This is a genomic window from Variovorax sp. Varisp53 (assembly GCF_059491555.1).
In genome coordinates, this window is the sequence record NZ_CP168512.1 from 1,546,026 (window position 1) to 1,569,775 (window position 23,750).

The following is a 23,750-nucleotide window of genomic DNA, read 5'->3' on the forward strand; positions in this document are numbered from 1 at the left end:
ACACCAGCGGCCCGGCAAAGCCGGTTCCGCGGTGTTCCGCGAAGTGGCATCGCAGCCTCGTTTTCCTTTTCGTCGTCCCTTTGACAACCTCTGGAGCATCGCCATGAAAGTCCTGAACCGAATTCGCACGCTTGCGGCCATCGCCGCGGGCCTCGGTGCCCTGAGCGCCGCGGGCGCATGGGCCGCCGATCTCAAGGTCGGTTTCATCACCTCGATGTCGGGGCCGGTGTCGTCGCTCGGCATTCCCTACGACAAGGGCATGAAGGCCGCGCTGGCCTACAAGTCGGAAGTCGGCGGCCGCAAGGTGCAGGTGATCCAGCTCGACGATGCGTCCGACCCGTCCACGGCCGCGCGCAATGCGCGCAAGCTGATCGAGGAAGACAAGGTCGACGTCATCATCGGCACGGCCGGCGCACCCGGCTCGCTGGCCATTGCCGGCGTGGCGCGTGAGACGAAAACGCCGCTGATCTCCATCGCCAATGCCGACCTGGCCGGCGAAGACGGCGCCTGGATGGTGACGCTGCCGCAACCCGCACCGTTGATGATGGGCGCGATGGTCGAGAAGATGAAGCAGGCCGGCGTGAAGACGGTGGCCTACATCGGCTACTCCGACGCCTGGGGCGACCTGGTGTACGACGCGCTCATGAAGTCGGCGCCCACGGCCGGCATCAAGGTGGTGTCGAACGAGCGTTATGCGCGCAGCGATTCATCGGTGGCCGGGCAGGTGCTGAAGATCGTGGCGCTGCGGCCTGATGCGGTCATTACCGGCGCCTCGGGCACGCCCGGCGCGTTGCCCTACCTTGCGCTGACCGAGCGCGGCTACAAGGGAAAGATCTACGGCATGCACTCGCTGATCAACCCCGACTTCATCCGTGTCGGTGGTCCGTCGGTCGAAGGCCTGCTGGCGCCTACGGGCCCGGTCGTGGTGGCCGAGCAGTTGCCCGAAAGCAATCCGATGAAGAAGACCGCAATGGACTTCCGCGCCGCCTACCAGAAGGCCAACGGCGCGGCGCCGACCGACACCTTCTCGGCCTACAGCTTCGACGCCTGGCTGATCTACCTCGATGCAGCGCAGCGCGCGCTGGCGAGCAAGGCTGAGCCGGGCACGCCGCAGTTTCGCGTGGCGCTGCGCGATGCCATCGTGAGCACCAAGGAGCTGGTGGGTACGCACTCTGTCTACAACTTCAAGCCGACAGACCGATATGGGTCGGACGATCGCTCGCGCGTTGTCGTGAAGCTCGAAAAGGGGCAGTGGAAGTTGGTGCCTTGAGATGACGCGCTGTTTTCTCACTTCGATGCGCGGGGGGCATTGTTCGGGACGCGCTCACGCCGACGGGGTGCCTTGCTCCGCGAATGTCCCCCGGCCTGCGGCCTCCTCCTTTATTTCGCTGCGCAAGGCACCCCGCCGGCGTGATCGATCAGAGCACTTGTTGATCGGCCAGCACAAGAGCAGCGCTCGTTGTGCACAGGGCATCGGGTGCTCCCCGCAGCGAAATAAAGGAGGAGCCGAAGGCGGGGGACATTCGCGGAGGGGAGTACCCGGTGGCCTGTGCACGCCCCCCGAAAGCATGCGTCCTCAAAGCACCTCCGAAACAAGAGCACCCAGCATTGGAAACCTGAGATGAAGAACAAACTGACCCACATCCTCGGCGCCACCGCGCTCACTTTGGCAACCGTGCAAGCCACCGCAGCCGACCTGAAGATCGGCTTCATCAGTTCGCTCTCGGGCCCCGTGGCAGCACTCGGAATTCCTTACGAAAAGGGCATCCGCGCCGCCATTGCCGAGCACCCGGAAATTGCCGGCCGCAAGGTCCAGCTGATCGTGCTCGACGATGCTTCGGACCCTACGACTGCCGGACGCAACGCGCGCAAGCTCGTGACCGAGGACAAGGTCGACGTGCTCATCGGCACCTCGGGCGTGCCCGGCGCCATGGCCATCGCCGCGGTGGCCAAGGAACTCAACACCCCGCTGATCTCGCCCACGCCGGTGACCATCGCCGGCCCCGAGGGCGCGTGGACGGTGACGGTGTCGCAGCCATTCCCGCTCATGGTCGCGGGCGTGGTCGACCGCATGCAGAAGTCCGGCGTGAAGACGGTCGCCTTCATCGGCTTCTCGGACGCACTGGGCGACCTGGCCTACGACTCGCTCGTGAAGAGCGCCGATGCCGCCGGCATCAAGGTGGTGGCCAACGAGCGTTATGCGCGCAGCGATTCCTCGGTGGCCGGGCAGGTGCTGAAGATCGTCGCGGCTCGGCCCGACGCCGTGTTCGCGGGCAATTCCGGCACGCCCGGCGCATTGCCCTACATCGCACTGGCCGAGCGCGGCTACAAGGGAAAGATCTACGGCACGCACGGCCTCATCAACGCCGACTTCGTGCGCGTGGGCGGCGTCTCCGTCGAAGGCCTGCAGGTGCCCAGCGGCCCGGTGCTGGTGGCCGACCAGTTGCCCGACAGCAACCCGATCAAGAAGGTGTCGATGGGCTTTCGCAACGCCTACCAGAAAGTGAACGGCGCGGTGCCGACCGACGCCTTCTCGTCCTACACCTACGACGCCTACCTGCTGCTGGCCGATGCCGCCTCGCGCGCCAAGGGCGAGCCCGGCACGCCGCAATACCGCACCGCCCTGCGCGACGCCATCGTGAGCACCAAGGAGCTGGTGGGTACGCACGGCATCTACACCTTCAAGCCCGGCGATAGCTATGGCTCCGACCGGCGCGGCGTGGTGATCGTGCAGATGAACAAGGGGCAGTGGAAGCTGGTTCCCTGAAAAAAGACCCGGGCCCACGTCGATGACCAGTTACCGCCATCATCCCGAACGCGTCGCCGCCCTCGTGCAGCACGACCGCGTGCACCGCGACCTGTACCTGAGCGAGGAGATCTTCGCGCTCGAGCAGGAGCGCCTGTTCGCGAACACCTGGGTCTTCCTCGGCCATGCGAGCCAGGTGCCCGAGCCCGGCGACTTCGTGGCGCAGGACATCGCGGGCCGGCCGCTGCTGATGGTGCGGCAGCCCGACGGCGCGGTGCATGTGCTCTACAACCGCTGCGCCCACAAGGGCACGCAACTGGTGACGGACGAGAGCGGCAACACCGGCCGCTTCTTCCGCTGCCCGTATCACGCGTGGACCTACAAGCTCGACGGCGCGCCGCTCGGCGTACCGTTGAAGAACGGCTACGAGGGCACGCAGCTCAAGGCGTGCGAGTCGGGGCAGGGGCTGTCGGTGGTGAGGCACGTGAAGGTGTACCGCGACTTCGTGTTCGTGCGCCTCTCCGACACGGGGCCATCGTTCGAGGACTACTTCGGCGAGGTGCTGGGCGCCATCGACAACATGGTCGACCGCTCGCCCGAGGGCAAGCTCACCGTGGGCGGCGGCGTGCTGCGCAACATCGTCCATTGCAACTGGAAGATGTACCTCGAGAACATCAACGACACGGTGCACCCGATGTCCACGCACGAGTCGGCCACCAAGGCGGCCGAAGCGCTGTGGGAAGGCCATGCGCCCACCGACCCCAAGCCCATGGCGATGGAGCAGATCCTGCCCTTCGGCTCGGGCTACGAGTTCTTCGACAAGATGGGCGGGCGCGTGTTCGCCAATGGCCACAGCGTGCTGGGCGTGAACTTCAGCATCCACTCCAACTATGCGCAGCTGCCGGAGTACGAGGCAGCGATGCAGGCGGCGCACGGCATTGGGCGCGCCACCGAAATTCTGCAGCGATCGCCGCAGAACTCCGTTTTTTATCCGAGCCTGTCGGTCAAGGGCTCGCCGCAGGCCATCCGCGTGATCCGTCCGCTGGCCGCCGACCGCACGCTGATCGAGGCGTGGAGCTTCCGCGCGGCCGGCGCACCCGCGCTGCTGTTCGAGCGCGCCATGAGCTACAACCGGCTCGTGTTCTCACCGATGTCGGTGGTGGCACACGACGACGTGCACCTGTTCGAGAGCATCCAGCAGGGCCTGCGCGCGGGCGGCAACGAATGGGTGAGCCTGCACCGCAACTTCGATGCGGCCGAGCTCGCGCAGTCGACCATCACCACCAACGGCACCAACGAGCTGCTCATGCGCAATCAGTTCCGCGCCTGGGCGAAGTCGATGGCCGTGGAGGCCGCGCCATGACCGATCCGCGCGATTTCGCCGCCCACGAAGCGGCCCTGCTCGACGAGCGGCGCTTCGACGACTGGCTGGCGCTCTTTGCCGGCGACGGCCACTACTGGGTGCCGCTGCTCGGCGCTGCGCAGGCCGATCCGTTCTCGCACAACTCGCTGGCCTACGAAGATCGGCTGCTGCTGCAGCTGCGCGTGGAGCGCCTCAAGAACCCGCGCGCGCATTCGCAGCATCCGGCCAGCCACAGCCAGCACGTGCTGCAGCCCTCGCGCATCGAGCACGAGAACGCCGATGAAGTGCGCTTGCGCACGCCATTCCTGTACGTCGAAGCGCGAGGCGAATCCCAGATCCTGCTGAGCGGCACCGCGCGCCATCACCTCGTTCGCACGCCGGCCGGCTGGCGCATCCGCGAGAAACGCATCGACCTGCTCAACGCCACGCGTGCGTTGCCGGCCATCCAGTTGTTCATCTGAGTTACCTGTCCATTCCAACCATCCTCACCGGAGCTACGACATGAAGAGCCTGATGCAGACCTTGACGCGCGGTGCGCTCGCCGCGGCGCTGATTGCCTGTGGTGTTGGGAGCGCGCTGGCGGCCGACCTCAAGGTCGGTCTCAGCGTGTCGCTCTCAGGGCCGAATTCCTCGCTGGGCGTGCCTTATGCCAAGGGCATGCAGGCCGCGCTGGCGTACAAGCCGGAGGTGAACGGCCGCAAGGTCCAGCTCATCGTGCTGGACGACGGCTCCGACCCGACCACGGCCGGGCGCAACGCGCGCAAGCTGATCGAGGAGGACAAGGTCGACGTGCTCATGGGCACCTCGGGCGTGCCCGCCGCCATCGCGATGGCGCAGGTGGGCAAGGAAGCGAAGACGCCGATGATCGGCCTCACGCCCATCTTGCTCGACGCGAACGAGAACCCCTGGGTCATGACCGTGGCCCAGCCCACGCAATTGATGATCGATGCAGTCGTCGAGCGCATGAAGCGCAACAACGTGAAGACGGTGGGCTACATCGGCTTCTCCGATGCCTGGGGCGATCTGGTCTACAACGCACTGATGAAGGCCGCGCCCGAGGCCGGCATCAAGGTGCTGAGCAACGAGCGCTATGCGCGCGCCGACGCCTCGGTGACGGGGCAGGTGCTGAAGATCGTGGCGCTGCGGCCCGACGCGGTGATGACCGGCGGCGCCGGCACGCCGGGCGCACTGCCGTTCCTCGCATTGCAGGAGCGCGGCTTCAAGGGGGGCGTGTACGGCCAGCACGGCTTGATCAACCCCGACTTCGTGCGCGTGGTCGGCGCGGCCGGCCAGAACGCGCTGATGCCCACCGGCCCGGTGATCGTGGCCGAGCAACTGCCCGACAACTACCCGACCAAGAAGATCGCGACCGAGTTCCGCGCCGTGTTCCAGAAGGCGAACAACGCGCCGACTGGCGACGCCTACTCGGCCTATTCGTTCGACGGCTGGCTGGTGTTTGCGGACGCCGCATCGCGCGCCATGAAGAAGGCCGAGCCGGGCACGCCCGAGTTCCGTGTGGCGCTGCGCGACGCCATCTTCAGCACCAAGGAAGTGGTGGGCACGCACGGCGTCTACACCTTCAAGCCCGGCAGCCTCTACGGCGTGGACGAACGCGCCCGCGTGATCGTCAAGCTCGACAACGGCCAATGGAAGCTCGCACCTTGAACCGCTCGCCTTTGATTTTCCGGAGGGCCGCGCGATGACCTGGGACGTGGCGCTCATCCTCCTCACCGACGGCCTGGCCAACGGTGCCGTCTACCTGCTGGCCGGCCTGGGGCTGGTGTTGATCTTTTCCGTCACGCGCGTGGTGTTCGTGCCCTTCGGCGACATCGCGGCCTTTGCGGCGCTGTCGCTCGCGGCCTTCGAAACCGGCCGCGTCCCGCCGACCATCGGCATGGTCGCCGTGCTCGCTGCCCTGGCGCTGGCAACGGAAATCGGCAGCCTGTTACGGCGCGGCGAGGCCGCACGCATTCCCAAGGCGGTGCTGATGTGGGGCGTGCTGCCCGCGATTCCCTGCGTGCTCGCGTGGCTCGCGGCACGGCCCGGTGTGCCGGTCGCGGTGCACATCGCGGTGGCCGTGCTGCTGGTGGTGCCCATCGCACCGCTGCTGGCGCGCGTGGTGTTCCAGCCCATCGCCGACGCCTCGGTGCTGGTGCTGCTGATCGTGTCGCTGGCGCTGCACTTCCTGCTGTCGGGCCTGGGCCTGCTGTTCTTCGGACCTGAAGGCTCGCGCACCACGCCGCTCACCAGCGCAATGTTCACGCTGGGCGACGGCTTCACCGTCAGCGGCCAGGTGGTGCTGATGGTGGGCGCGGCCATCGTGCTGAGCGGGCTGTTCTTCCTGGTGTTCGAACGCACGGTGGCCGGCAAGGCGCTGCGCGCCACGGCGGTCAACCGCGTGGGCGCGCGGCTGGTCGGCATCCGGCCGGTGCGCACCGCACTGCTGGCCTACGGGTGCGCCTCGCTGCTGGCGGGGCTGATCGGCGTGCTGATCGCACCGGTGACGACCATGTACTACGACTCGGGTTTCATCATCGGCCTGAAGGCCTTCGTGGCCGCGATCATCGGCGGGCTCGTGAGCTACCCGATGACTGCGGTGGGCGCACTCGCAGTCGGCGTGGTGGAAAGCTTCGCCTCGTTCTGGAGCGGTGCGCTGAAGGACGTGATCGTGTTCAGCCTGCTGATCCCCGTGCTCATGCTGCGCTCCTTCATGGCCACGCATGCCGAAGAGGAAGAAGACGAGGTGGACCAATGAGCGCCAACCGCAAACGCATGACGTGGATCGCCGCGGTGGTGGTCGTGCTGGCCCTGGTGCCGGTGGTGGCGGGGAGCTTCACGGTCTCGCTGCTCAACGACATCGGCATCGGCGCGCTGGTGGCGCTGGGCCTCGTGCTGCTCACCGGCGTGGGCGGCGCGACCTCGTTCGGGCAGGCGGCCTTCGTGGGCATCGCGGCCTACGCCACGGCGTGGCTCACGACCACGCAGGGCATGTCGCCGTGGATCGGACTGCTGTTCGCGCTGCTGCTCACCGGCCTCTCGGCGCTGGCCATCGGCATGCTCACGCTGCGCCTTGGCGGGCACTTCCTGCCGCTCAGCACGATCGCCTGGGGACTGTCGATCGCAATGCTGTTCGGCAATGTCGATGCGCTTGGGCGGCACACGGGGCTGTCGAACATTCCACCGCTGCAGGTCGCGGGCTGGTCGCTGGCCGATCCGCGTTCGATGTACTACCTGATCTGGGTGGTGGTCGGGCTGGCCTGCCTGTTCAGCCACAACCTGCTGCAGTCACGGCCGGGGCGCGCGATTCGCGGGCTTCGCGGCGGTGCCACGCTGCTGGCGAGCGTGGGGGCGGATGCCTACCGTGTGCGGCTGTCGCTGTTCGTCACGGCAGCGCTGTTCGCGGGACTGGCGGGCTGGCTCTACGCGCACATGAACCGCTTCGTGAGCCCGTCGCCCTTCGACGTGCGCGCGAGCATCGAGTACCTGCTGATGGCTGTGGCCGGCGGGCTCGGCCAGCTGGCGGGCGCACTGGTGGGCGCCGCGCTGGTGCTGGTGCTGAAGAACGGGCTGCAGGACGTGCTGCCGATGCTCACACAGCGCGCCGGCCAGCTCGAGGCCGTGGCTTTCGCCGCGCTCTTCATTCTGTTGCTGCACTTCGCGCGCGGCGGCGTGATGGGCCTGCTGCGCCGCTGGACGCACCGGCGCGGCGGCTCGCAGGAGCCTTCGCGCCACGAGGCCCCGCCGGTCGATCCGTTGCCTCACCGCATGCTGCCCGAGCGTGGCTCGCAGGTGCTGTCGGTGAACGGCGCGGTCAAGCGCTTCGGCGGGCTGGTGGCCGTCAACGATGTGAGCTTCGACGTGAAGGCCGGCGAGATCGTCGGGCTGATCGGGCCCAACGGCGCGGGCAAGTCGACCATGTTCAACCTGCTGACCTGCACGCTGCCGATGAGCGCGGGCCAGGTGCGCTTCCTGGCGCACGACATCGCCGGCAAGCCGCAGCGCGAGGTGGCGCGGCTGGGGCTGGCGCGCACCTTCCAGCACGTGAAGCTGCGCCCGCACATGAGCCTGCTCGACAACGTGGCGCTGGGCGCGCATTCGCGCACCCGCTCGGGCATCCTGAAGGCGGGGCTGCGGCTCGACCGCATGGAGGAAAGCCAGATCCTGCAGGAGGCGCAGCGGCAGCTCGACCGCATCGGCCTGGGCGACCGCGCGCACGAGCTCGCGGGCAGCCTGCCGCTGGGCACGCAGCGCATTCTGGAAATCGCGCGCGCGCTGGCCGCCGACCCGGTGCTGCTGGTGCTCGACGAGCCCGCCGCCGGCCTGCGCCGCAAGGAAAAGATGGCGCTCGGCGACCTGCTGCGCAAGCTGCGCGAGGAGGGCGTGACCATCCTCATCGTCGAACACGACATGGACTTCGTGATGAAACTGGTGGACCGGCTGGTGGTGATGAACTTCGGCTCCAAGCTCGTGGAGGGTGTGCCGTCGGCGGTGCGCGCGGACGAGCGCGTGCAGGCGGCGTATCTGGGGAGCGTTGTATGACCGCGATGCTGGAAATTGGCGACCTGCATGTGTCCTACGGGCAGGTGGAGGCTGTGCGCGGCGTGTCGCTCGACCTGCAGCCGGGGCAGATCATTTCGGTGATCGGTCCCAATGGCGCAGGCAAGACCACGCTGCTGGCGGCCGCGATGGGCCTGCTGCCTTGCAAGGGCACGCTGCGCTTCGAGGGCGAAGACCTGCAGGGGCTCGACGTGGAAGCGCGCGTGGAGCGCGGCCTGTGCCTCGTGCCCGAGAAGCGCGAGCTGTTCGGCGAACTCACCGTGCTCGACAACCTTCAGCTCGGCGCTTATGCCAAGCGGCTGCGCGGCGATGCGATGAAGAAGCGGCTGCAGTCGGTGTACGACCGCTTTCCGCGGTTGGCCGAACGGCGTTCGCAGCGCGCCGACACGCTCTCGGGCGGCGAGCGGCAGATGCTGGCGGTGGGGCGCGCGCTGATGTCGGCGCCGCGTCTGCTGATGCTCGATGAGCCGAGCCTCGGCCTCGCGCCGCTGATCGTGCGCGACATCCTCACCATCGTGCGCAAGCTGCGCGAAGACGGTGTCTCGATCCTGCTGGTCGAGCAGAACGCGCGTGCGGCGCTCGAAAGCTCGGACGAAGGCTATGTTCTGGAGACCGGCGAGATCGCGCTGTCGGGTGCCTCGGCCGAGCTGGCGAGCGATCCGCGCGTGCAGGCGACCTATCTCGGCGGGGGCACGCACGATGACGAGTGACCCGCGGGCTGTGCCGCCCGTGCAGCGCACGTTGCCGGCGATGCTGCAGCGGCAGGCCGGGCCGTTCGGCTCGCGTCCGTTGCTTCGGATCGGTGGCGACGAGTGGACGCATCGCGACGCTGCGCAGGCTGCAGCCGTTCGCGCCGGTGCGCTGGCCGCGGCCGGCGTGGTGCGTGGCGACCGCGTTGCCGTGATGTGTGGCAACCGCATCGAGTTTCTCGAAAGCTTCCTCGGCGCGGGTTGGCTGGGCGCATCGATGGTGCCGGTCAACACCGCGTCGATGGGGCCGCAGATCGAGTACTTCCTCGCGAACAGCGAGGCGAAGCTGCTGGTGATCGAGGCGGGCTTTCTTGAGCGGCTCGCGACGGCGGATCTGGCGCACACCGCGTTGCGCGAGGTCTGGGTGGTGGGCGAGGCGGAGTCCTCCGGCTGGCAGGCGCCCCAGGGCGTGCGCGTAACGGCTTACCCCGAGAGCGGAGAGGCGCTGATGCCTGCGGCGGTGCAACCCGGCGACCCGCTCGCGATTCTGTACACCTCCGGTACGACGGGGCCAGCCAAGGGCGTCGTCTGTCCGCATGCGCAGTATTTCTGGTGGGGCGTGAACAGTGCGGAGGTGCTCGATGTCGGCGCCGACGACGTGCTGTGCACCACACTGCCGCTCTTTCACATCAATGCGCTCAATACCTTCGCGCAGGCCGCATTGACGGGCGCAGAGGCGGTGTTCGCGCCGCGCTTCTCGGCCTCGGGCTTCTGGCCGGCGATGCGCGCGAGCGGGGCGACGGTGGTCTATCTGCTGGGCGCGATGGTGCCGATCCTGCTCGCGCAGCCCGAAGGGCCCGGCGAGCGCGATCACCGGGTGCGCATCGGCCTCGGTCCGGGCGTGCCGTCCGCCGCGTGTGCGGCGTTCAAGGCGCGCACCGGCGTGCAACTGCTCGAAGGCTACGGCTCGACCGAGACCAATTTCGCCATCGCCACCGCGCCGAATTCGCCGCGCGGCGGTGTCATGGGCTGGCTGCGCCCAGGCTTCCAGGCGCGCGTGGCCGATGAAGACGACGCGGCCCTGCCGCCCGGCGACGCCGGCGAACTGCTGCTGCGCGCGGACGAGCCCCATGCCTTCGCAAGCGGCTACTTCAACATGCCGGAGAAGACGGTCGAGGCCTGGCGCAATCTCTGGTTCCACACCGGCGACCGCGTGGTGCAGGACGCCGACGGTGCGTTCCGCTTCGTCGACCGCATCAAGGACGCGATTCGTCGGCGCGGCGAGAACATCTCGTCGTTCGAGGTCGAGCAGGTGCTGCTGAGCCATCCGGGCGTGGCTTCGTGCGCGGTGTACCCGGTGCAATCCGAACTGGCCGAGGACGAGGTGATGGCCGCGCTGGTGGCGCGCGACGGCGTGCCGATCGACCCGGCCGAACTCGTGCGCTTCTGTGAAAGCCGGCTGCCTTACTTCGCCGTGCCGCGCTACATCGACGTGCTGGCCGACCTGCCGCGCACCGAGAACGGCAAGGTGCAGAAGTTCAAGCTGCGCGAGCGCGGCGTGAGTCCGCAGACCTGGGACGGCCGGCCTGTGAGGGCCTGAGGCTCCCGGCAGACACAACGCGCTCCTTCTTTCCGGCTGTTTCATGCGCTGACAGCTTCGTCGGTACACTTCGCTAAAATGATTCAGAACTAAAACATTCAGGTATGCAATCAAATTCACTGACCGGCCGCCATGCACTCGTCACGGGCGCGGCGCGCGGCATCGGCGCCGAGATCGCGCGCACCCTGGCCGACGAAGGCGCCGTTCTGACACTGCTGGGGCGTGACCGCGAAGCGCTGAAGCGTGTGGCCGATTCGCTCGCGGGCAGCGGTCACGGCGTGGCCGCTGCCGATGTGGCGAATCCGCAGGCGGTGCAGGCGGCCTTCGCGGAGGCCCGAGCGGCGCGCGGCCCTGTCGCCGTGCTCGTCAACAATGCGGGTGCCGCTGAGAGCGCGCCCTTCCTCAAGACCTCGTTCGAGCTCTGGCAGCGCATGTTGTCGGTGAACCTCACCGGCAGCTTCCTGTGCGCACAGGCTGCGCTGCCCGACATGCTCGATGCCGGCTGGGGCCGCATCGTCAACATCGCCAGCACGGCGGGACAGAAGGGCTACGCCTACGTGGCGGCCTACACCGCGGCTAAGCATGGCGTGGTCGGGCTCACGCGTTCGCTGGCACTCGAAGTGGCGCGCAAGGGCATCACGGTGAATGCCGTGTGCCCGGGCTACACCGACACCGACATCCTGCGCAACAGCGTCGCCAACGTGGTCGGCAAGACCGGGCGCAGCGAGGCCGACGCGCTGGCCGAATTCTCCAGCGTCAATCCGCAGCGGCGCATCGTGCAGCCGGCCGAAGTCGCCGATGCGGTGCGCTGGCTGTGCGGCGCGGGCGCTGCGTCGGTCACCGGCCAGTCGATCTCGGTTTCAGGGGGAGAGGTGACATGACGCGCGACAACGATGCCTCGCACGCCGTCCTGAGCGATGCGGAAGAACTGGGCCACGAAGCCCGCGCGGGCCACGAGGACCACGCGATGCTCAAGCTCTGGCTGCGCATGCTGGCCAGCACCACGCAGATCGAGGCCGAGATCCGGCGCCGGCTGCGCGAGCGCTTCGGCATTTCGCTCGCGCGCTTCGACTACATGGCGCAGCTCCATCGCTACAAGGACGGGCTCAAGATGCGCGTGCTCTCGCGCTACCTGATGGTGACCGGCGGCAACGTCACAGGCCTGACCGACGAGCTCGAGCGCGAAGGCATGGTGGCGCGCGCGCCCAGCCCCGACGACCGCCGCGCATGGATCGTGAGCCTCACGCCGACAGGGCGCCGCACCTTCGAGACGATGGCGAGCGAGCACGAACAATGGATCCTCGAGATGTTCTCGGGGCTCGACATGAAGACCGTCAAGCAGATGCACACCCAACTGGGCCTGCTGCGTGTGCACGTGATGCGCGGCGAGCCGCCGGCCGAGGAGGGCTGAGCATGAGCGTGGGCACCCCTGTCGATCTCCCGGCCCAGGGCAGCGAGTTCCGCCGCGCGCGGCTGATCCGCTTCTCGGACTGCGACCCGGCGGGCATTGTTTTCTACCCGCAGTACTTCGTGATGCTCAACGGGCTCGTCGAAGACTGGGTCAACGAAGGCCTGGGGCTCAGCTACCACGGGCTGGTGGCCGTGCGGCGCATCGGCCTGCCCACCGTGAAGCTCGAAGCCGACTTCCGCGCGGTGAGCCGCATGGGCGACCAGGTCGCGCTCGGCCTCACCGTGCAGCGGCTGGGGTCGCGCTCGATGACGCTGCTTGTGCGCTGCTTCGATCCGGCGACCGGCGAACTGCGCATGCAGATGCAGCAGGTGCTCGTGACCACGTCGCTCGAAACCCATCGCGCCGTCGCCATTCCGGACGACATGCGCGCAGCTATCCTGCGCAACGCGCCCGAGCTGGGCTGAGCATCCTAGGGGGTGGGCTCGCTGCCCGCCGCGTCCTGCGCGCGCTTCTTCAGCCAGCCGCCGAGCTCCTTCTTTCCCTTGGCATTGGCGGTGCGCCATGCGTTGCGCGCGGCCGCAATGAAGCGCTCTTCCGCTGCATCGGGTACTTCGCTGGGGCGGTCTTCTTCGTCGAGCCAGCCGGGCTCGACGTTGCAATGCCGTTCGATCTGCCGTGCCAGGTTGTCGCCGATGGGCCGCGAGCTCTTGATCTGGCTCCACATGCTCGGAGAGATTTCGAGCTTCTTCGCGAACGCCTGGTCCAGCCCCTTGGCTGGCAGGCCCGCGGCGACGGCCTCTTCGAGAAAGCGGCGGTGCAACGCAAGGGCATTGCGGCGGCGCGCGACGGTGATATTGGGCACTGTTCAAAAACAACAACAAGACAAGAAAAGATTGTCCCGGTTGTTGACGCCGTCGTAAACACTATTTACAGTTGCCTTCATTCGCGGCCCAGGCCGTCCCTTTTTTCCAACCCCTTACAGCCGACAGCGGCAATTTTTGACTCAGGAACCATCGTGAACACCGCCTTGAACCTCACCAGCATTCGACCCGCCTCGGGCCGATCGCTCGTGCGCGTCTGGTCGTGCGGTGGTTTCGACAGCATGCCGTCGCTCCGACCGAATCAGCACCAGAGCCACGTGTATTCCACGAAAGCCGCAGCCAGCCTGCGCGTTGGAAAAGTCGAGGATCAGGTGCTACCGGGTGGAGGTTGCGCATAGGCGCACACCTCCCAAGCTCTCTCATGCAGAGGCCCGGAAACCGCAAGGTTCCGGGCCTTTTTTTTGTCTGTCGTGCTTGTTTGCCATTTCGGGTGTGCCTTCACCACACCGCCAGAGCCCACCGCGTAGACGGTCTGGCGGGATGTGCAGGAACCGATCACTCCTGTGCAGCGACGTCGTACGGGACAGCGCCCAGCGCGCTGTCCGTCGCGTGAGGACACAACCGAAATGGAAAGCGGGCCACCGTTTTTCGAACCACACCGAACCCGAGCGGGACCGGGCCATGCAGATGGCCCTCCCGCGGAAACCGGCCGCAAAGATTGGGCGGCGCCGGAACCCGTAACCGGACACTTTTTGTTTTCGACCCGCGTTAGCTCAATGGATCAGAGCACTTGCCTACGAAGCAAGGGGTTGCACGTTCGAGTCGTGCACGTGGGGCCATTTTTGTTTGTTCGAGCTGTCACGCCAACCAAGGAGCCACCATGCGCAAGCGCAACACCCCGATCCGGATGATCACCGTGCGTCCGGCACAGCCACGCAGCCGCATGGTGATGGCCCTGGCCCGCAGGTTCGGCATTGCTGTCGATGCGCGTCGCACAGGCGAATGCGCGGCGGACTCCCTGGGGCGCGAGCCGCTGCCGGAGGGGCTCGACCCCGACCAGCGCGTTCGCGCAGTCGGCGAATGGTAGGCCGGCCGCCTGTTCCTTGTTTTTCATGGTGCGCGTAGCTCAATGGCAGAGCCGCGGGTTGTGGTCCCGCTGACGACGGTTCGATCCCGTTCGTGCACCCCACTTCGTTTCATTCGACCTCATCACAACCATCGCCGCAAAAGGAGGCGAGACATGCATCCTCACGTCCTGCAACTCGATATTCAGGGCACGCCGCAAGCCTGGATTTCGCTGGAGCAGGCGGTGTTGCACTACGCGACCGGCTCGGTCGCATGGGAAGACGGCGGCCTGCCGCTCGCCACGCTGCGTGGTGGCTTCAACGTGGCGCGCGGCATGCAGTCGCGCATCGACGTGGCGCCGATCGTTGCACTGCGCGGTGCGTCGAAGATCAACCTCTTCGACGTGATTCCGAGCGTCACCAAGAGCAAACTGCTGCGCCGCGACCGCCACACCTGCGCCTACTGCGGCGAGGTGTTCCACGAGCGCGAACTGCAGTGCGAACACGTGCTGCCCGAATCCCGCGGAGGTCCGTGGACCTGGACCAACCTCGTGAGCGCATGCGGGGTCTGCAACAACCGCAAGGCAGCACGCACGCCGGAGGAGGCGGGCATGCCGCTGGTCTATCTGCCCTATGTGCCGAGCCGCTACGAGAACTTCCTGCTCGAAGGACGCAACATCCGCGCGGATGTGCACGAGTGGCTGGCGAAGCGGCTGCCCAAGGGCTCGCGGCTTCAGTGAGGGCAGGGCCGTGACCCTGGTCTTCGTCCATGAAAAAAGCCCGCTGCCTGTCTCCCAGGCGGCGGGCTTTTGTAACTGTGAGGCGCCGGTGTTCAGCGTCCGAAGAAGCGGTAGGCGATCAGGCCGGCGGCCGCCAAGCCACTCGCGATGGCGAGGATCACCTTGGTGGCACGACCCGAACCGCGTTTCGAGCGGGGCCAGTGGTCCGGCCCGATCAGGTCGATGGGGACGGTGGGTTTGCCTATGTCGGACGCCTTTTCCATGGGAGGAAATATAGCTCACGCGTGAAGGCGCGGTCCGGGGCCTGGTCGCATCCTGTGGCCTCTGAGCATCGTTCTCGACCTTGGCTGCGGCTGGACAAAAAAATACCCGCCTGAGCGGGTTGAACGAGCTTTATGGCTTCGAAGTTGATTTCCCTGTGTCATTGTTGTTGTGCTGCGTGACAGCCAGTACAAGATGCCATGCCGGATGGGGACCTTTTGCAGGTTGGGTCCAGAGCAGCTTGTAAGTGGCGCACAAATCGTGAAATATTCCCGCATGAGAAGGGAAATCATCCTCGAAGGTTTGACGTGTGCACTTGAGGGCTGGGTTCGCAGTGCTTCTGCAACGCAGCTCTGGCAGTGCATCAATCGGGTGGCCAGCGAGCCAAAAAAAAAGCCTCCTCGCGTGGACCGTGAGGAGGCTTTGACAAAAAAATAGCGCGAAGAACGCGCTATTTTCGGTGTTGGTGGTGGGCCCTGAGTGACTCGAACACTCGACCTACGGATTAAGAGTCCGCTGCTCTACCAACTGAGCTAAGAGCCCTTGCGTTGAAAACCTTTGGCGTTTTCTGGCAAGACCACGAGTATATCCCAGAATTTCTGCATGGCCAAAATTTTTGTGGCCGCAGCGTTAGGATTCACCACGCCCGAGAGGGCAGGGCCCTTCAACCAGGAGAATTTCGATGAGCGATGCGAACACCACGCCCCATGTCTTGATCACCGGCGCCGCTGGCGCACTGGGCCGCGCCGTGGCTCGGCATTTCATCGACCAGGGCGCGCGCCTGGCGCTGGTCGATCACCATGCGGGCCGTCTTGCGGAAGTCTTTCCGGGCCTGGACAACTCGCAGCATCTCCTGCTGGCGGGTGACGTGACTTCCACCTCCGAGATGGCCGCCCTCGCGGAGCAGGCGCTCAAGTCCTTCGGCCGCATCGACACGCTGGTCCACATCGCAGGCGGATTCGAAATGGGCGAAGCGACGCATGCGCTCACGCGCGCGAGCTGGGACCGGATGATGAATCTCAACGCATGGTCGTTCGTCGCCGTGACGCAGGCGGTGCTGCCCTCGATGATCGCGCGCCGCTCCGGCAGCGTCATCGCCGTGACGGCGAAGGTTGCGGCACGCGGCGTGCCGGCCATGGCCGCGTACATCGCTTCGAAGAGTGCGCTGCAGCGCCTGGTGGAAGCCATGGCAGCCGAGGCGTCGCCTCATGGCGTCAATATCAACAGCGTGGCTCCGAGCGTGCTCGACACGCCAGCCAACCGGCAGGCGATGCCCGATGCGAACCCGGCCGACTGGGTGTCCACCTCGGTCGCGGCGCAGACCATTGGCTTCCTCGCGTCGCCGGCGGCCTCGGCGCTGCATGGACAGCATCTGACACTCGATACCTGAGCTTGAAAAAAGAAAAGGCCCTGGCAGATGCCAAGGCCTTTTCTGTGTCGGTTGGTGGAGAGGAGGAGGATCGAACTCCCGACCTCCGCATTGCGAACGCGGCGCTCTCCCAGCTGAGCTACCCCCCCAACACAGGTCGAATTTTAACCAAAACTCCGTCTCGGCGCACGCTGGCGTGCCAAGATGCGCGCCTCGCAAAACACGGAGAAAAAGCGCATGGCCTCGTTCGATCCCGCCTGGCTGGAGGGCATGTACAACAACCTCGCACGGGTCAAGGACCACCCCGCCTACTTCGAGCGCTGGGCACGTGAATCCGCCGCAGTGCGCGAGGCCTTGCCCGCGCGGATCGACGTGCCATATGGCCAGGGCGTGAACGAAACGCTCGACATCTTCCCGGCACCCGTGCCCGACGCCCCCGTGCTGGTTTTCATCCACGGCGGCTACTGGCGCGCCATGGACAAGAAAGACCATTCATTCATCGCGCCCGCGTTCAATGACCGCGGCATCTGCGTGGTCCAGCCGAACTACGCGTTGTGTCCCGGCACGCCGCAGCGGCCCGTCACGGTGCCCGGCATCCTGCTGCAGATGGTGCGCGCGCTCGAGTGGACATGGCGCCACATCGCGGCCCACGGCGGCAATCCGTCGCGGATCACCGTCGCTGGCCATTCGGCTGGTGGGCACATGGCGGCGGCGCTGTTGGCCTGCGACTGGAAAACGGTCGCCTCCGACCTGCCTGCGCAGCTCGTGCGCAATGCGCTGTCGATCTCGGGCCTCTATGACCTTCGCCCGCTGCAGCGCACGCCGTTCCTCGAAAACACACTGAAGCTGACCGACGCGGACGCCCTGCGCGCCAGCCCCGCCCTGTGGCCAGCACCAAAACGTGGGCAGCTCTACGCAGTTGCAGGCGGCGAGGAGAGCGAGGAGTTCATCCGCCACAACGAGATGATCCGCGAGGCGTGGGGGCGCAACACCGTGCCGGTGTGCGAGGTGCTTCCAGGGCTCGACCATTTCGGCGTGGTCGATGCGCTCGCCGATCCGGCCCACACGCTGCACCGGCACGCGGTGCAGTTGCTCGAGGCCTGACCGGCAATGCCCGGGCTTACATCAACAGATGTTCGCCCGCGTTGTCTCCGCCCAGGGTGACGTAGTTGACCTTGCGGATGTCCAGCAGCGTGCGCCCGCCCGCGTAGCTGATCGAGCTCTGCACGTCCTGCTCCATCTCGACCAGCGTGTCGGCCAGCTTGCCCTTGATGGGTTCGAGGATGCGCTTGCCCTCGACGTGCTTGTACTCGCCCTTGTTGAAGTCGCTGGCGGAGCCGTAGTACTCCTTGAACAGCGCGCCATCGACCTCGACCGTCTTGCCGGGCGACTCCTCGTGCCCCGCGAACAGCGAGCCGATCATGACCATCGACGCGCCGAAGCGCACGCTCTTGGCGATGTCGCCATGGTCGCGGATACCGCCGTCCGCAATGATCGGCTTGGTCGCCACGCGCGCGCACCACTTGAGCGCCGACAGCTGCCAGCCGCCCGTGCCGAAGCCGGTCTTGAGCTTGGTGATGCAGACCTTGCCCGGGCCGATGCCGACCTTGGTCGCGTCCGCGCCCCAGTTCTCGAGGTCGATCACGGCCTCTGGCGTGCCGACGTTGCCGGCAATCACGAAGGCCTTCGGCAGCTTTTGCTTGAGGTAGCCGATCATGTTCTTCACGCTGTCGGCGTGGCCGTGCGCGATGTCGATCGTGACGTACTCGGGCACCAGGCCCTGCGCCACCATCTGGTCGACGGTGCCGTAGTCGGCCTTCTTCACGCCCAGCGAGATCGATGCGAACACGCCCTTGCCCTGCATGTCCTTGACGAACTTGACGTTGTCGAGGTCGAAGCGGTGCATCACGTAGAAGTAGCCGTTCTGCGCCAGCCACAGGCAGATCGATTCGTCGACCACCGTCTTCATATTGGCGGGCACCACCGGCAGGCGGAAGCTGCGCTCGCCCAGCGTCACGCTGGTGTCGCACTCGGAGCGGCTCTCCACGCGGCACTTGCGCGGGAGGAGAAGAATGTTGTCGTAGTCGAAAATCTGCATGACCAGGCTCCTGAAAGGAATCGTTGAAAGAAACGAATGAGCGCTTGGTCCGGCCGGCTTTCGCGGTGCGTATCGCAAAGAAAACGCCCACAAAAAACCGGGCGCAAGAATCTTGGGCCCGGTGATTGATTTTACGCCGCCTCGCAAAGGCAGGTCTTCCGATTCTTCATATAACCCGCATACGCAGTGGTTTCTACAATCGGAGGATGTTGTTTCACGATCCTGCGGCTGACGCCCACCCTCCAGCGCTGCCGCTGCTCCAGAACCTGAACGCGGAGCAACTCGCCGCGGTCACGCTGCCCGAGGGCAACGCGCTGATCCTGGCCGGCGCCGGCTCCGGCAAGACGCGCGTGCTCACCACCCGCATCGCCTGGCTGCTGCAGACGGGGCAGGTCTCCGCCGGCGGCATCCTCGCCGTGACCTTCACCAACAAGGCCGCCAAGGAAATGATGACGCGCCTGACGGCGATGCTGCCCGTCAATGTGCGCGGCATGTGGATCGGCACTTTCCACGGCCTGTGCAACCGCCTGCTGCGCGCGCACTGGAAGCTGGCCAACCTGCCATCGACTTTCCAGATCCTCGACACGCAGGACCAGCTCTCGGCCATCAAGCGCCTGATGAAGCAGTTCAATGTCGACGACGAGCGCTTCCCGGCCAAGCAGACGCAATGGTTCATCGCCGGCGCCAAGGAAGACGGCCTGCGCCCCGACGCTGTCGAAGTCCGCAACGACGACGACCGCAAGAAGGTCGAGCTCTATCGCCTCTATGAAGAGCAATGCCAGCGCGAAGGCGTGGTCGACTTCGGCGAGCTCATGCTGCGCAGCTACGAGCTGCTGCGCGACAACGACCCGGTGCGCGAGCACTACCAGCGGCGCTTCCGCCACATCCTGATCGACGAGTTCCAGGACACCAACCGCCTGCAGTACGCGTGGATCAAGATGCTCGCGGGCAACACCGCCGCGGGCCAGTTCGAGCCGGGCCGCAACAGCGTGATCGCCGTGGGCGACGACGACCAGAGCATCTACGCTTTTCGCGGTGCGCGCGTGGGCAACATGACCGACTTCGTGCGCGAGTTCAACGTCACGCATCAGATCAAGCTGGAGCAGAACTACCGCAGCTACAGCAACATCCTCGACTCGGCCAACGAACTCATCAGCCACAACAAGAAGCGCCTCGGCAAGAACCTGCGCACGGACCAGGGTCCGGGCGAGCCGGTGCGCGTGTACGAATCGCCCACAGACCTTGCCGAGGCCCAATGGATGGTCGAGGAAATGCGCCAGCTCGTGCGCGATGGCTTCGATCGAAAAGAGATGGCCGTGCTCTACCGCAGCAATGCGCAGAGCCGGGTGATCGAAACGGCGCTCTTCAATGCATCGGTGCCTTACCGCGTGTACGGCGGCCTGCGCTTCTTCGAGCGCGCCGAAATCAAGCATGCGCTGGCCTACCTGCGCCTGCTCGAGAACAAGGACGACGACACCAGCTTCCTGCGCGTCGTCAACTTTCCGCCGCGCGGCATCGGCGCGCGCACGCTCGAAACCCTGCAGGATGCGGCGCGCGCGGCCGGCCGTTCGCTGCACGATGCAGTGAGCGTGGTAGGCGGCAAGGCCGGCGCGAACCTCACGGGCTTCGTCGCCAAGATCGACGTATTGCGCGAGCAGACCCAGGGCGTGAGCCTGCGCGAGATCATCGAGCTGGTGCTCGACCACAGCGGCCTCGTCGAGCACTACAAGGCCGACCGCGAAGGCGCCGACCGCATCGAGAATCTGGAAGAACTCGTGAACGCGGCCGAGAGCTTCGTCACGCAGGAGGGCTTCGGTCGCGACGCCGTGGCGCTGCCGGTCGACGAGCTGCGCCAGTCGCCCGCGAGCCAGGGCATCGACCTGACCCGCCCGGTGGTCGATGAGCCGCTCGCGCCCGACGCCGAGACCGGCGAAACCCTGAGCCCGCTGGCCGCTTTCCTTACGCACGCCGCGCTCGAATCAGGCGACAACCAGGCGCAGGCCGGGCAGGACGCGGTGCAGCTCATGACCGTGCATGCCGCCAAGGGCCTGGAGTTCGACTGCGTGTTCATCACCGGCATGGAAGAGGGCCTGTTCCCGCACGAGAACTCGATGAGCGACTTCGAGAGCCTCGAGGAAGAGCGCCGCCTGATGTACGTGGCGATCACGCGTGCCCGCAAGCGCCTGTATCTGAGCCATTCGCAGACGCGCATGCTGCACGGCCAGACCCGCTACAACGTCAAGAGCCGCTTCTTCGATGAGCTGCCCGAGGGCGCGCTCAAGTGGCTCACGCCCAAGAACCAGGGCTTCACGCCGTCGGCCTTCGGCTATGGCGGCGGCTACGCGAGCACGCGCGGCGGTGGTGGCGGCTACGGCGGTGGTTATGGCGGCGGCAGCAACAGCCGCGACAAGGAAACTTTCGCCAGCCCACCCGTGCCGCCACAGAAGACCGCGCCGTCGCACGGCCTGCGTTCAGGTATGCAGGTGTTCCACAACAAGTTCGGCGAAGGCACGGTGACCGCGCTCGAAGGCACGGGCGACGATGCGCGTGCGCAGGTCAAGTTCGCGCGGCATGGCGTGAAGTGGCTGGCGCTGTCGGTGGCCAAGCTCACGCCGATCTGAGCCGGCCGCCACGGGTGCAGCGGCCGCTTGCGGCGCTCAGTCGGGCTTGAAGGTGTCGCGGAAGGTGAACCAGTTCGACGCCTGCGCCATGGCGGCGAGCGCCAGCAGCGTGCCGACCATCAGCACGTTGCCGACGGCCATTGCGCCGGCATCCGAGCCCAGGGAGCCCACCCCGATCACGACGGTGGCGATCAGCGCTACACAGGCAAGGCTGATCAGGACCACGCCGCACCACACGAGCCAGAACAGCGCGTAGGCGCTGAAATTCCGGAACATCGCCACCAGGCTGAAGAAGATGCTCTTCACCGGCTCCACCTTGTGCCAGTGAACGAGCGCGGGGGCATGCCACATCGCCGCGACCAGCGGCAGCGTGAGGCACAGCTGAAGCATATTGGCCACCTGGAAGCGGCTGCTTTCCAGCACTTCCTTCGCAGGCGCTTCGCCGAGGAAGTAGCTGCGCACGAACTGGCCGCCATCGACGACGGCTGTCGCGAGCACCGTCAGGAAGAAATACACCGCGGAAATCAGGCCGAGCACCACCAGCGAACGCCATTCCGTCCGCATGGCGCGCGCCACTGCCAGAAACATGAGCGCGCCGGTCGGTTTTTTCACGTCGCCCGTGGCATTGCCGTTGCCGTTGCCAGGTGCGGAATCGGCCACCGACGCCGCGACCATGAAGGCGAGCGTGGAAAACGGCAGCAGCATGAGCGGAAGGAACCTGCCGACCAGCGGCAGTTGCGACACGCTGGAAATCACTGCCATGAACAGAAGAAACAGCGAGACGAAGGCCAGCGGCTGCCGCCAGAAATTCCGGAGCCCGAGGCGGACCCATTCGACGCCGGTTCGCGCCGGCACGAGGTTGAGTTTCATGTGTGTGGATCAGGCAGCCAGCAGCGGCTCGAGGGCCTGTGCCATGGCATGCGGGTAGGTGGCGCGGTCGCGCAGCACGCGTTCGAAGTGCGCGGGGTCATGGGGCTTGAGCATGCTCGCCTCGCGCGGCAGATGGAAGTCCCAGAGCCGGGAAATCCAAAAGCGCAGCGCCGCGGCGCGCAGCATTGCGGGCAGCAGGGCGCGTTCGGCGGCGTTCAGTGTTCGCACGGTTTCGTAGGCCGAGAGCAGCGCATCGGCGCGTTCGGCATCGTGCCGGCCGGTCGGCAGGTCGATGGCCCAGTCGTTCAGGCATACGGCCAGGTCGAACAGCCAGGTGTCGGTGCCGGCGAAGTAGAAGTCGAACACGCCGGTCAGGCGCGGCGCGGCACCGGCGTCGCCGTCGGTCGCGAACATCACGTTGTCGCGAAACATGTCGGCATGCACCGGGCCGCGCGGCAGGGCCGCATAGGCCGACGATTCGGCGACGTGGTTCTGGTAGGCCAGTTCGGCGCGCAGCAGGGCAGCCTGCGGCTCCTCGATGTACGGCAGCACCACCGGCACCGTTTCGTTCCACCAGGGCAGGCCGCGCAGGTTCGGCTGGATGCGGGGGTAGTCGCGCCCCGCGAGGTGCATGCGTGCCAGCATCGCACCCAGTTCGGCGCAATGCGCCGCACCGGGCGCGAGTTCGCTGCGGCCCGAGAGCTTCTGCACCACCGCCGCAGGCTTGCCGGCGACGATGTGCAGCAGGTCGCACGAGGCTTCGGCGGGTACGGGAGGCTGGCTTTTCCTGGGCTTCTCGGCGGCGACGGGCTCTGCCGCCGCCACTGGCGCAGGAACCGGCAGGCCGGCGGCCGCCAGGTGCTGCATCAGGCAAAGGTAGTAAGGGAGCTGCTCGGCGCTCAGGCGTTCGAACAGCGTCAGCACGAACTCGCCGGACTCGGTGGTCGCGAAGTAGTTGGTGTTTTCGATGCCGCCTTCGATGCCGCGCAGTTCGCGCAGCGGGCCCAGGCCCAGGCGTTGGACGAGCGCGTCTGCCTCGCCGAAACCCACTTCGGTGAAAACTGCCATGGCGGTACTCAGCGCCGGGTTGCTGGTTCGAAAACGGAAAGGGAAAGGGAAGAGCGCAGCACGGTCAGAACTTCATCACGTTCCAGACGCGGGGGCCGTTGGCGCCCGTTTCAGAGGAGCCCTGGCGCCCCGTGGCGGCGTCGGCGGGCAGCACTTCGTAGCCCGGCACGTTCGACTTGGGCTTGACGTTGATGCTTTGCGTGCGGCCGCCGTAGCGGACTTCGTCGACCGACGCGCCGCTGTCCTCGGTGTGGATGTTCTCGACCTTCTGGTTGCGTCGCCCCTCGGCTTTGGCCTGCTCCTGGTTTTGTAGCGAATCGGCCGGAGCCGCCGCAGGGGCAGACGCGGGCTGCTGCGCCTGCACGGCGGCAAAGGGGGCTGCGAAAGCCAGCGCCAGCAGGATGCGGCGGGCGACCAGGAGTGTGGAGCTAGGCATGCATCGATTGTAGGCGCGCCCCCGATCCTTGGGCGT

24 protein-coding genes and 4 tRNA genes are annotated in these 23,750 nt (G+C 66.5%); 19 read left to right on the forward strand and 9 right to left on the reverse strand.

Annotated elements, in window-relative coordinates; all coding sequences use genetic code 11:
* The first annotated feature begins 103 nt into the window (after positions 1-103).
* The 12 genes from ACEOAB_RS07025 (at position 104) to ACEOAB_RS07080 (ending at position 12,830) form a co-directional block, all read left to right on the forward strand.
* Positions 104-1,270 (forward strand): ABC transporter substrate-binding protein, encoded by a 1,167-nt coding sequence (locus tag ACEOAB_RS07025; RefSeq protein ID WP_413748558.1) that lies wholly within the window; start codon positions 104-106, stop codon positions 1,268-1,270.
* 351 nt (positions 1,271-1,621) lie between these two features.
* Complete coding sequence (locus ACEOAB_RS07030; protein WP_413750780.1) at positions 1,622-2,767, forward strand: ABC transporter substrate-binding protein; 1,146 nt, start codon at positions 1,622-1,624, stop codon at positions 2,765-2,767.
* A gap of 22 nt (positions 2,768-2,789) precedes the next feature.
* Complete coding sequence (locus ACEOAB_RS07035; protein WP_413750781.1) at positions 2,790-4,109, forward strand: aromatic ring-hydroxylating dioxygenase subunit alpha; 1,320 nt, start codon at positions 2,790-2,792, stop codon at positions 4,107-4,109.
* Entirely contained in the window at positions 4,106-4,570 is a 465-nt protein-coding gene (locus tag ACEOAB_RS07040; protein WP_413750782.1) for an aromatic-ring-hydroxylating dioxygenase subunit beta, read from the forward strand. Before ACEOAB_RS07035 ends, ACEOAB_RS07040 begins: the two co-directional genes overlap by 4 nt.
* A gap of 40 nt (positions 4,571-4,610) precedes the next feature.
* Positions 4,611-5,774, forward strand: coding sequence for an ABC transporter substrate-binding protein (locus ACEOAB_RS07045; protein WP_413750783.1), 1,164 nt, complete (start codon positions 4,611-4,613; stop codon positions 5,772-5,774).
* A 34-nt stretch (positions 5,775-5,808) separates the two neighbouring features.
* Positions 5,809-6,864 carry a branched-chain amino acid ABC transporter permease gene (locus ACEOAB_RS07050; RefSeq protein WP_413750784.1) on the forward strand — a complete coding sequence of 352 codons (1,056 nt, stop codon included), beginning with the start codon at positions 5,809-5,811 and terminating at the stop codon, positions 6,862-6,864.
* A complete protein-coding gene (locus ACEOAB_RS07055) occupies positions 6,861-8,648 on the forward strand; it encodes a branched-chain amino acid ABC transporter ATP-binding protein/permease (protein WP_495653561.1) in 1,788 nt (595 codons plus the stop codon). Before ACEOAB_RS07050 ends, ACEOAB_RS07055 begins: the two co-directional genes overlap by 4 nt.
* Complete coding sequence (locus ACEOAB_RS07060) at positions 8,645-9,376, forward strand: ABC transporter ATP-binding protein (RefSeq protein ID WP_007831224.1); 732 nt, start codon at positions 8,645-8,647, stop codon at positions 9,374-9,376. The genes ACEOAB_RS07055 and ACEOAB_RS07060 overlap by 4 nt, the downstream gene beginning before the upstream one ends.
* Entirely contained in the window at positions 9,366-10,955 is a 1,590-nt protein-coding gene (locus tag ACEOAB_RS07065) for an ATP-dependent acyl-CoA ligase (RefSeq protein ID WP_413748584.1), read from the forward strand. Before ACEOAB_RS07060 ends, ACEOAB_RS07065 begins: the two co-directional genes overlap by 11 nt.
* Positions 10,956-11,059: 104 nt before the next feature.
* Positions 11,060-11,836 (forward strand): SDR family NAD(P)-dependent oxidoreductase, encoded by a 777-nt coding sequence (locus ACEOAB_RS07070; RefSeq protein ID WP_413748585.1) that lies wholly within the window; start codon positions 11,060-11,062, stop codon positions 11,834-11,836.
* Positions 11,833-12,366 (forward strand): MarR family winged helix-turn-helix transcriptional regulator, encoded by a 534-nt coding sequence (locus ACEOAB_RS07075; RefSeq protein WP_007831218.1) that lies wholly within the window; start codon positions 11,833-11,835, stop codon positions 12,364-12,366. The genes ACEOAB_RS07070 and ACEOAB_RS07075 overlap by 4 nt, the downstream gene beginning before the upstream one ends.
* Before the next feature lie 2 nt (positions 12,367-12,368).
* Positions 12,369-12,830, forward strand: coding sequence for an acyl-CoA thioesterase (locus ACEOAB_RS07080; RefSeq protein WP_056587063.1), 462 nt, complete (start codon positions 12,369-12,371; stop codon positions 12,828-12,830).
* Between the two features lie 5 nt (positions 12,831-12,835).
* Here the strand turns inward: ACEOAB_RS07080 and ACEOAB_RS07085 are convergent, their stop codons facing one another.
* Together ACEOAB_RS07085 and ACEOAB_RS07090 are read right to left on the reverse strand one after the other, a co-directional pair.
* On the reverse strand, positions 12,836-13,228 hold the full coding sequence (locus tag ACEOAB_RS07085; protein ID WP_413748586.1) for a hypothetical protein: 393 nt from the start codon (positions 13,226-13,228) through the stop codon (positions 12,836-12,838).
* 77 nt (positions 13,229-13,305) lie between these two features.
* Positions 13,306-13,470, reverse strand: coding sequence for a hypothetical protein (locus ACEOAB_RS07090; RefSeq protein ID WP_413748587.1), 165 nt, complete (start codon positions 13,468-13,470; stop codon positions 13,306-13,308).
* A gap of 479 nt (positions 13,471-13,949) precedes the next feature.
* Between ACEOAB_RS07090 and ACEOAB_RS07095 the strand changes: the two genes are divergently transcribed.
* From ACEOAB_RS07095 to ACEOAB_RS07110, 4 genes are all read left to right on the forward strand, one after another.
* Positions 13,950-14,026: transfer RNA gene (locus tag ACEOAB_RS07095), tRNA-Arg, on the forward strand.
* A 41-nt stretch (positions 14,027-14,067) separates the two neighbouring features.
* The gene (locus tag ACEOAB_RS07100) at positions 14,068-14,274 is read left to right on the forward strand and encodes a short-chain dehydrogenase (RefSeq protein WP_413748588.1); all 207 of its coding nucleotides are present in this window, start codon (positions 14,068-14,070) and stop codon (positions 14,272-14,274) included.
* Between the two features lie 28 nt (positions 14,275-14,302).
* Positions 14,303-14,376, forward strand: a tRNA-His gene (locus tag ACEOAB_RS07105).
* Positions 14,377-14,427: 51 nt separating this feature from the next.
* A complete protein-coding gene (locus ACEOAB_RS07110; protein ID WP_413748589.1) occupies positions 14,428-14,991 on the forward strand; it encodes an HNH endonuclease in 564 nt (187 codons plus the stop codon).
* Between the two features lie 92 nt (positions 14,992-15,083).
* Here the strand turns inward: ACEOAB_RS07110 and ACEOAB_RS07115 are convergent, their stop codons facing one another.
* Entirely contained in the window at positions 15,084-15,254 is a 171-nt protein-coding gene (locus ACEOAB_RS07115) for a hypothetical protein (RefSeq protein WP_157609921.1), read from the reverse strand.
* Between the two features lie 465 nt (positions 15,255-15,719).
* Positions 15,720-15,795: transfer RNA gene (locus ACEOAB_RS07120), tRNA-Lys, on the reverse strand.
* 139 nt (positions 15,796-15,934) lie between these two features.
* Between ACEOAB_RS07120 and ACEOAB_RS07125 the strand changes: the two genes are divergently transcribed.
* On the forward strand, positions 15,935-16,642 hold the full coding sequence (locus ACEOAB_RS07125; protein ID WP_413748590.1) for an SDR family NAD(P)-dependent oxidoreductase: 708 nt from the start codon (positions 15,935-15,937) through the stop codon (positions 16,640-16,642).
* Positions 16,643-16,694: 52 nt separating this feature from the next.
* Here ACEOAB_RS07125 and ACEOAB_RS07130 read toward each other — a convergent pair.
* Positions 16,695-16,770, reverse strand: a tRNA-Ala gene (locus ACEOAB_RS07130).
* A gap of 88 nt (positions 16,771-16,858) precedes the next feature.
* On the opposite strand from ACEOAB_RS07130, the gene ACEOAB_RS07135 reads away from it, so the two are divergent.
* Positions 16,859-17,725, forward strand: coding sequence for an alpha/beta hydrolase (locus tag ACEOAB_RS07135; protein WP_413748591.1), 867 nt, complete (start codon positions 16,859-16,861; stop codon positions 17,723-17,725).
* A gap of 16 nt (positions 17,726-17,741) precedes the next feature.
* On the opposite strand, the gene ACEOAB_RS07140 is transcribed toward ACEOAB_RS07135, so the two are convergent.
* The gene (locus ACEOAB_RS07140; RefSeq protein ID WP_413748592.1) at positions 17,742-18,719 is read right to left on the reverse strand and encodes a GMP reductase; all 978 of its coding nucleotides are present in this window, start codon (positions 18,717-18,719) and stop codon (positions 17,742-17,744) included.
* 206 nt (positions 18,720-18,925) lie between these two features.
* Here ACEOAB_RS07140 and ACEOAB_RS07145 point away from each other — a divergent pair, with 206 nt between their 5' ends.
* Positions 18,926-21,340, forward strand: coding sequence for a UvrD-helicase domain-containing protein (locus ACEOAB_RS07145; RefSeq protein ID WP_413748593.1), 2,415 nt, complete (start codon positions 18,926-18,928; stop codon positions 21,338-21,340).
* Positions 21,341-21,376: 36 nt separating this feature from the next.
* Here the strand turns inward: ACEOAB_RS07145 and ACEOAB_RS07150 are convergent, their stop codons facing one another.
* From ACEOAB_RS07150 to ACEOAB_RS07160, 3 genes are all read right to left on the reverse strand, one after another.
* Positions 21,377-22,210 carry a BPSS1780 family membrane protein gene (locus ACEOAB_RS07150; protein WP_413748594.1) on the reverse strand — a complete coding sequence of 278 codons (834 nt, stop codon included), beginning with the start codon at positions 22,208-22,210 and terminating at the stop codon, positions 21,377-21,379.
* Positions 22,211-22,219: 9 nt separating this feature from the next.
* Complete coding sequence (locus ACEOAB_RS07155; RefSeq protein WP_413748595.1) at positions 22,220-23,278, reverse strand: homoserine kinase; 1,059 nt, start codon at positions 23,276-23,278, stop codon at positions 22,220-22,222.
* Positions 23,279-23,342: 64 nt separating this feature from the next.
* Complete coding sequence (locus ACEOAB_RS07160; protein WP_413748596.1) at positions 23,343-23,714, reverse strand: hypothetical protein; 372 nt, start codon at positions 23,712-23,714, stop codon at positions 23,343-23,345.
* Positions 23,715-23,750 lie beyond the last annotated feature (36 nt).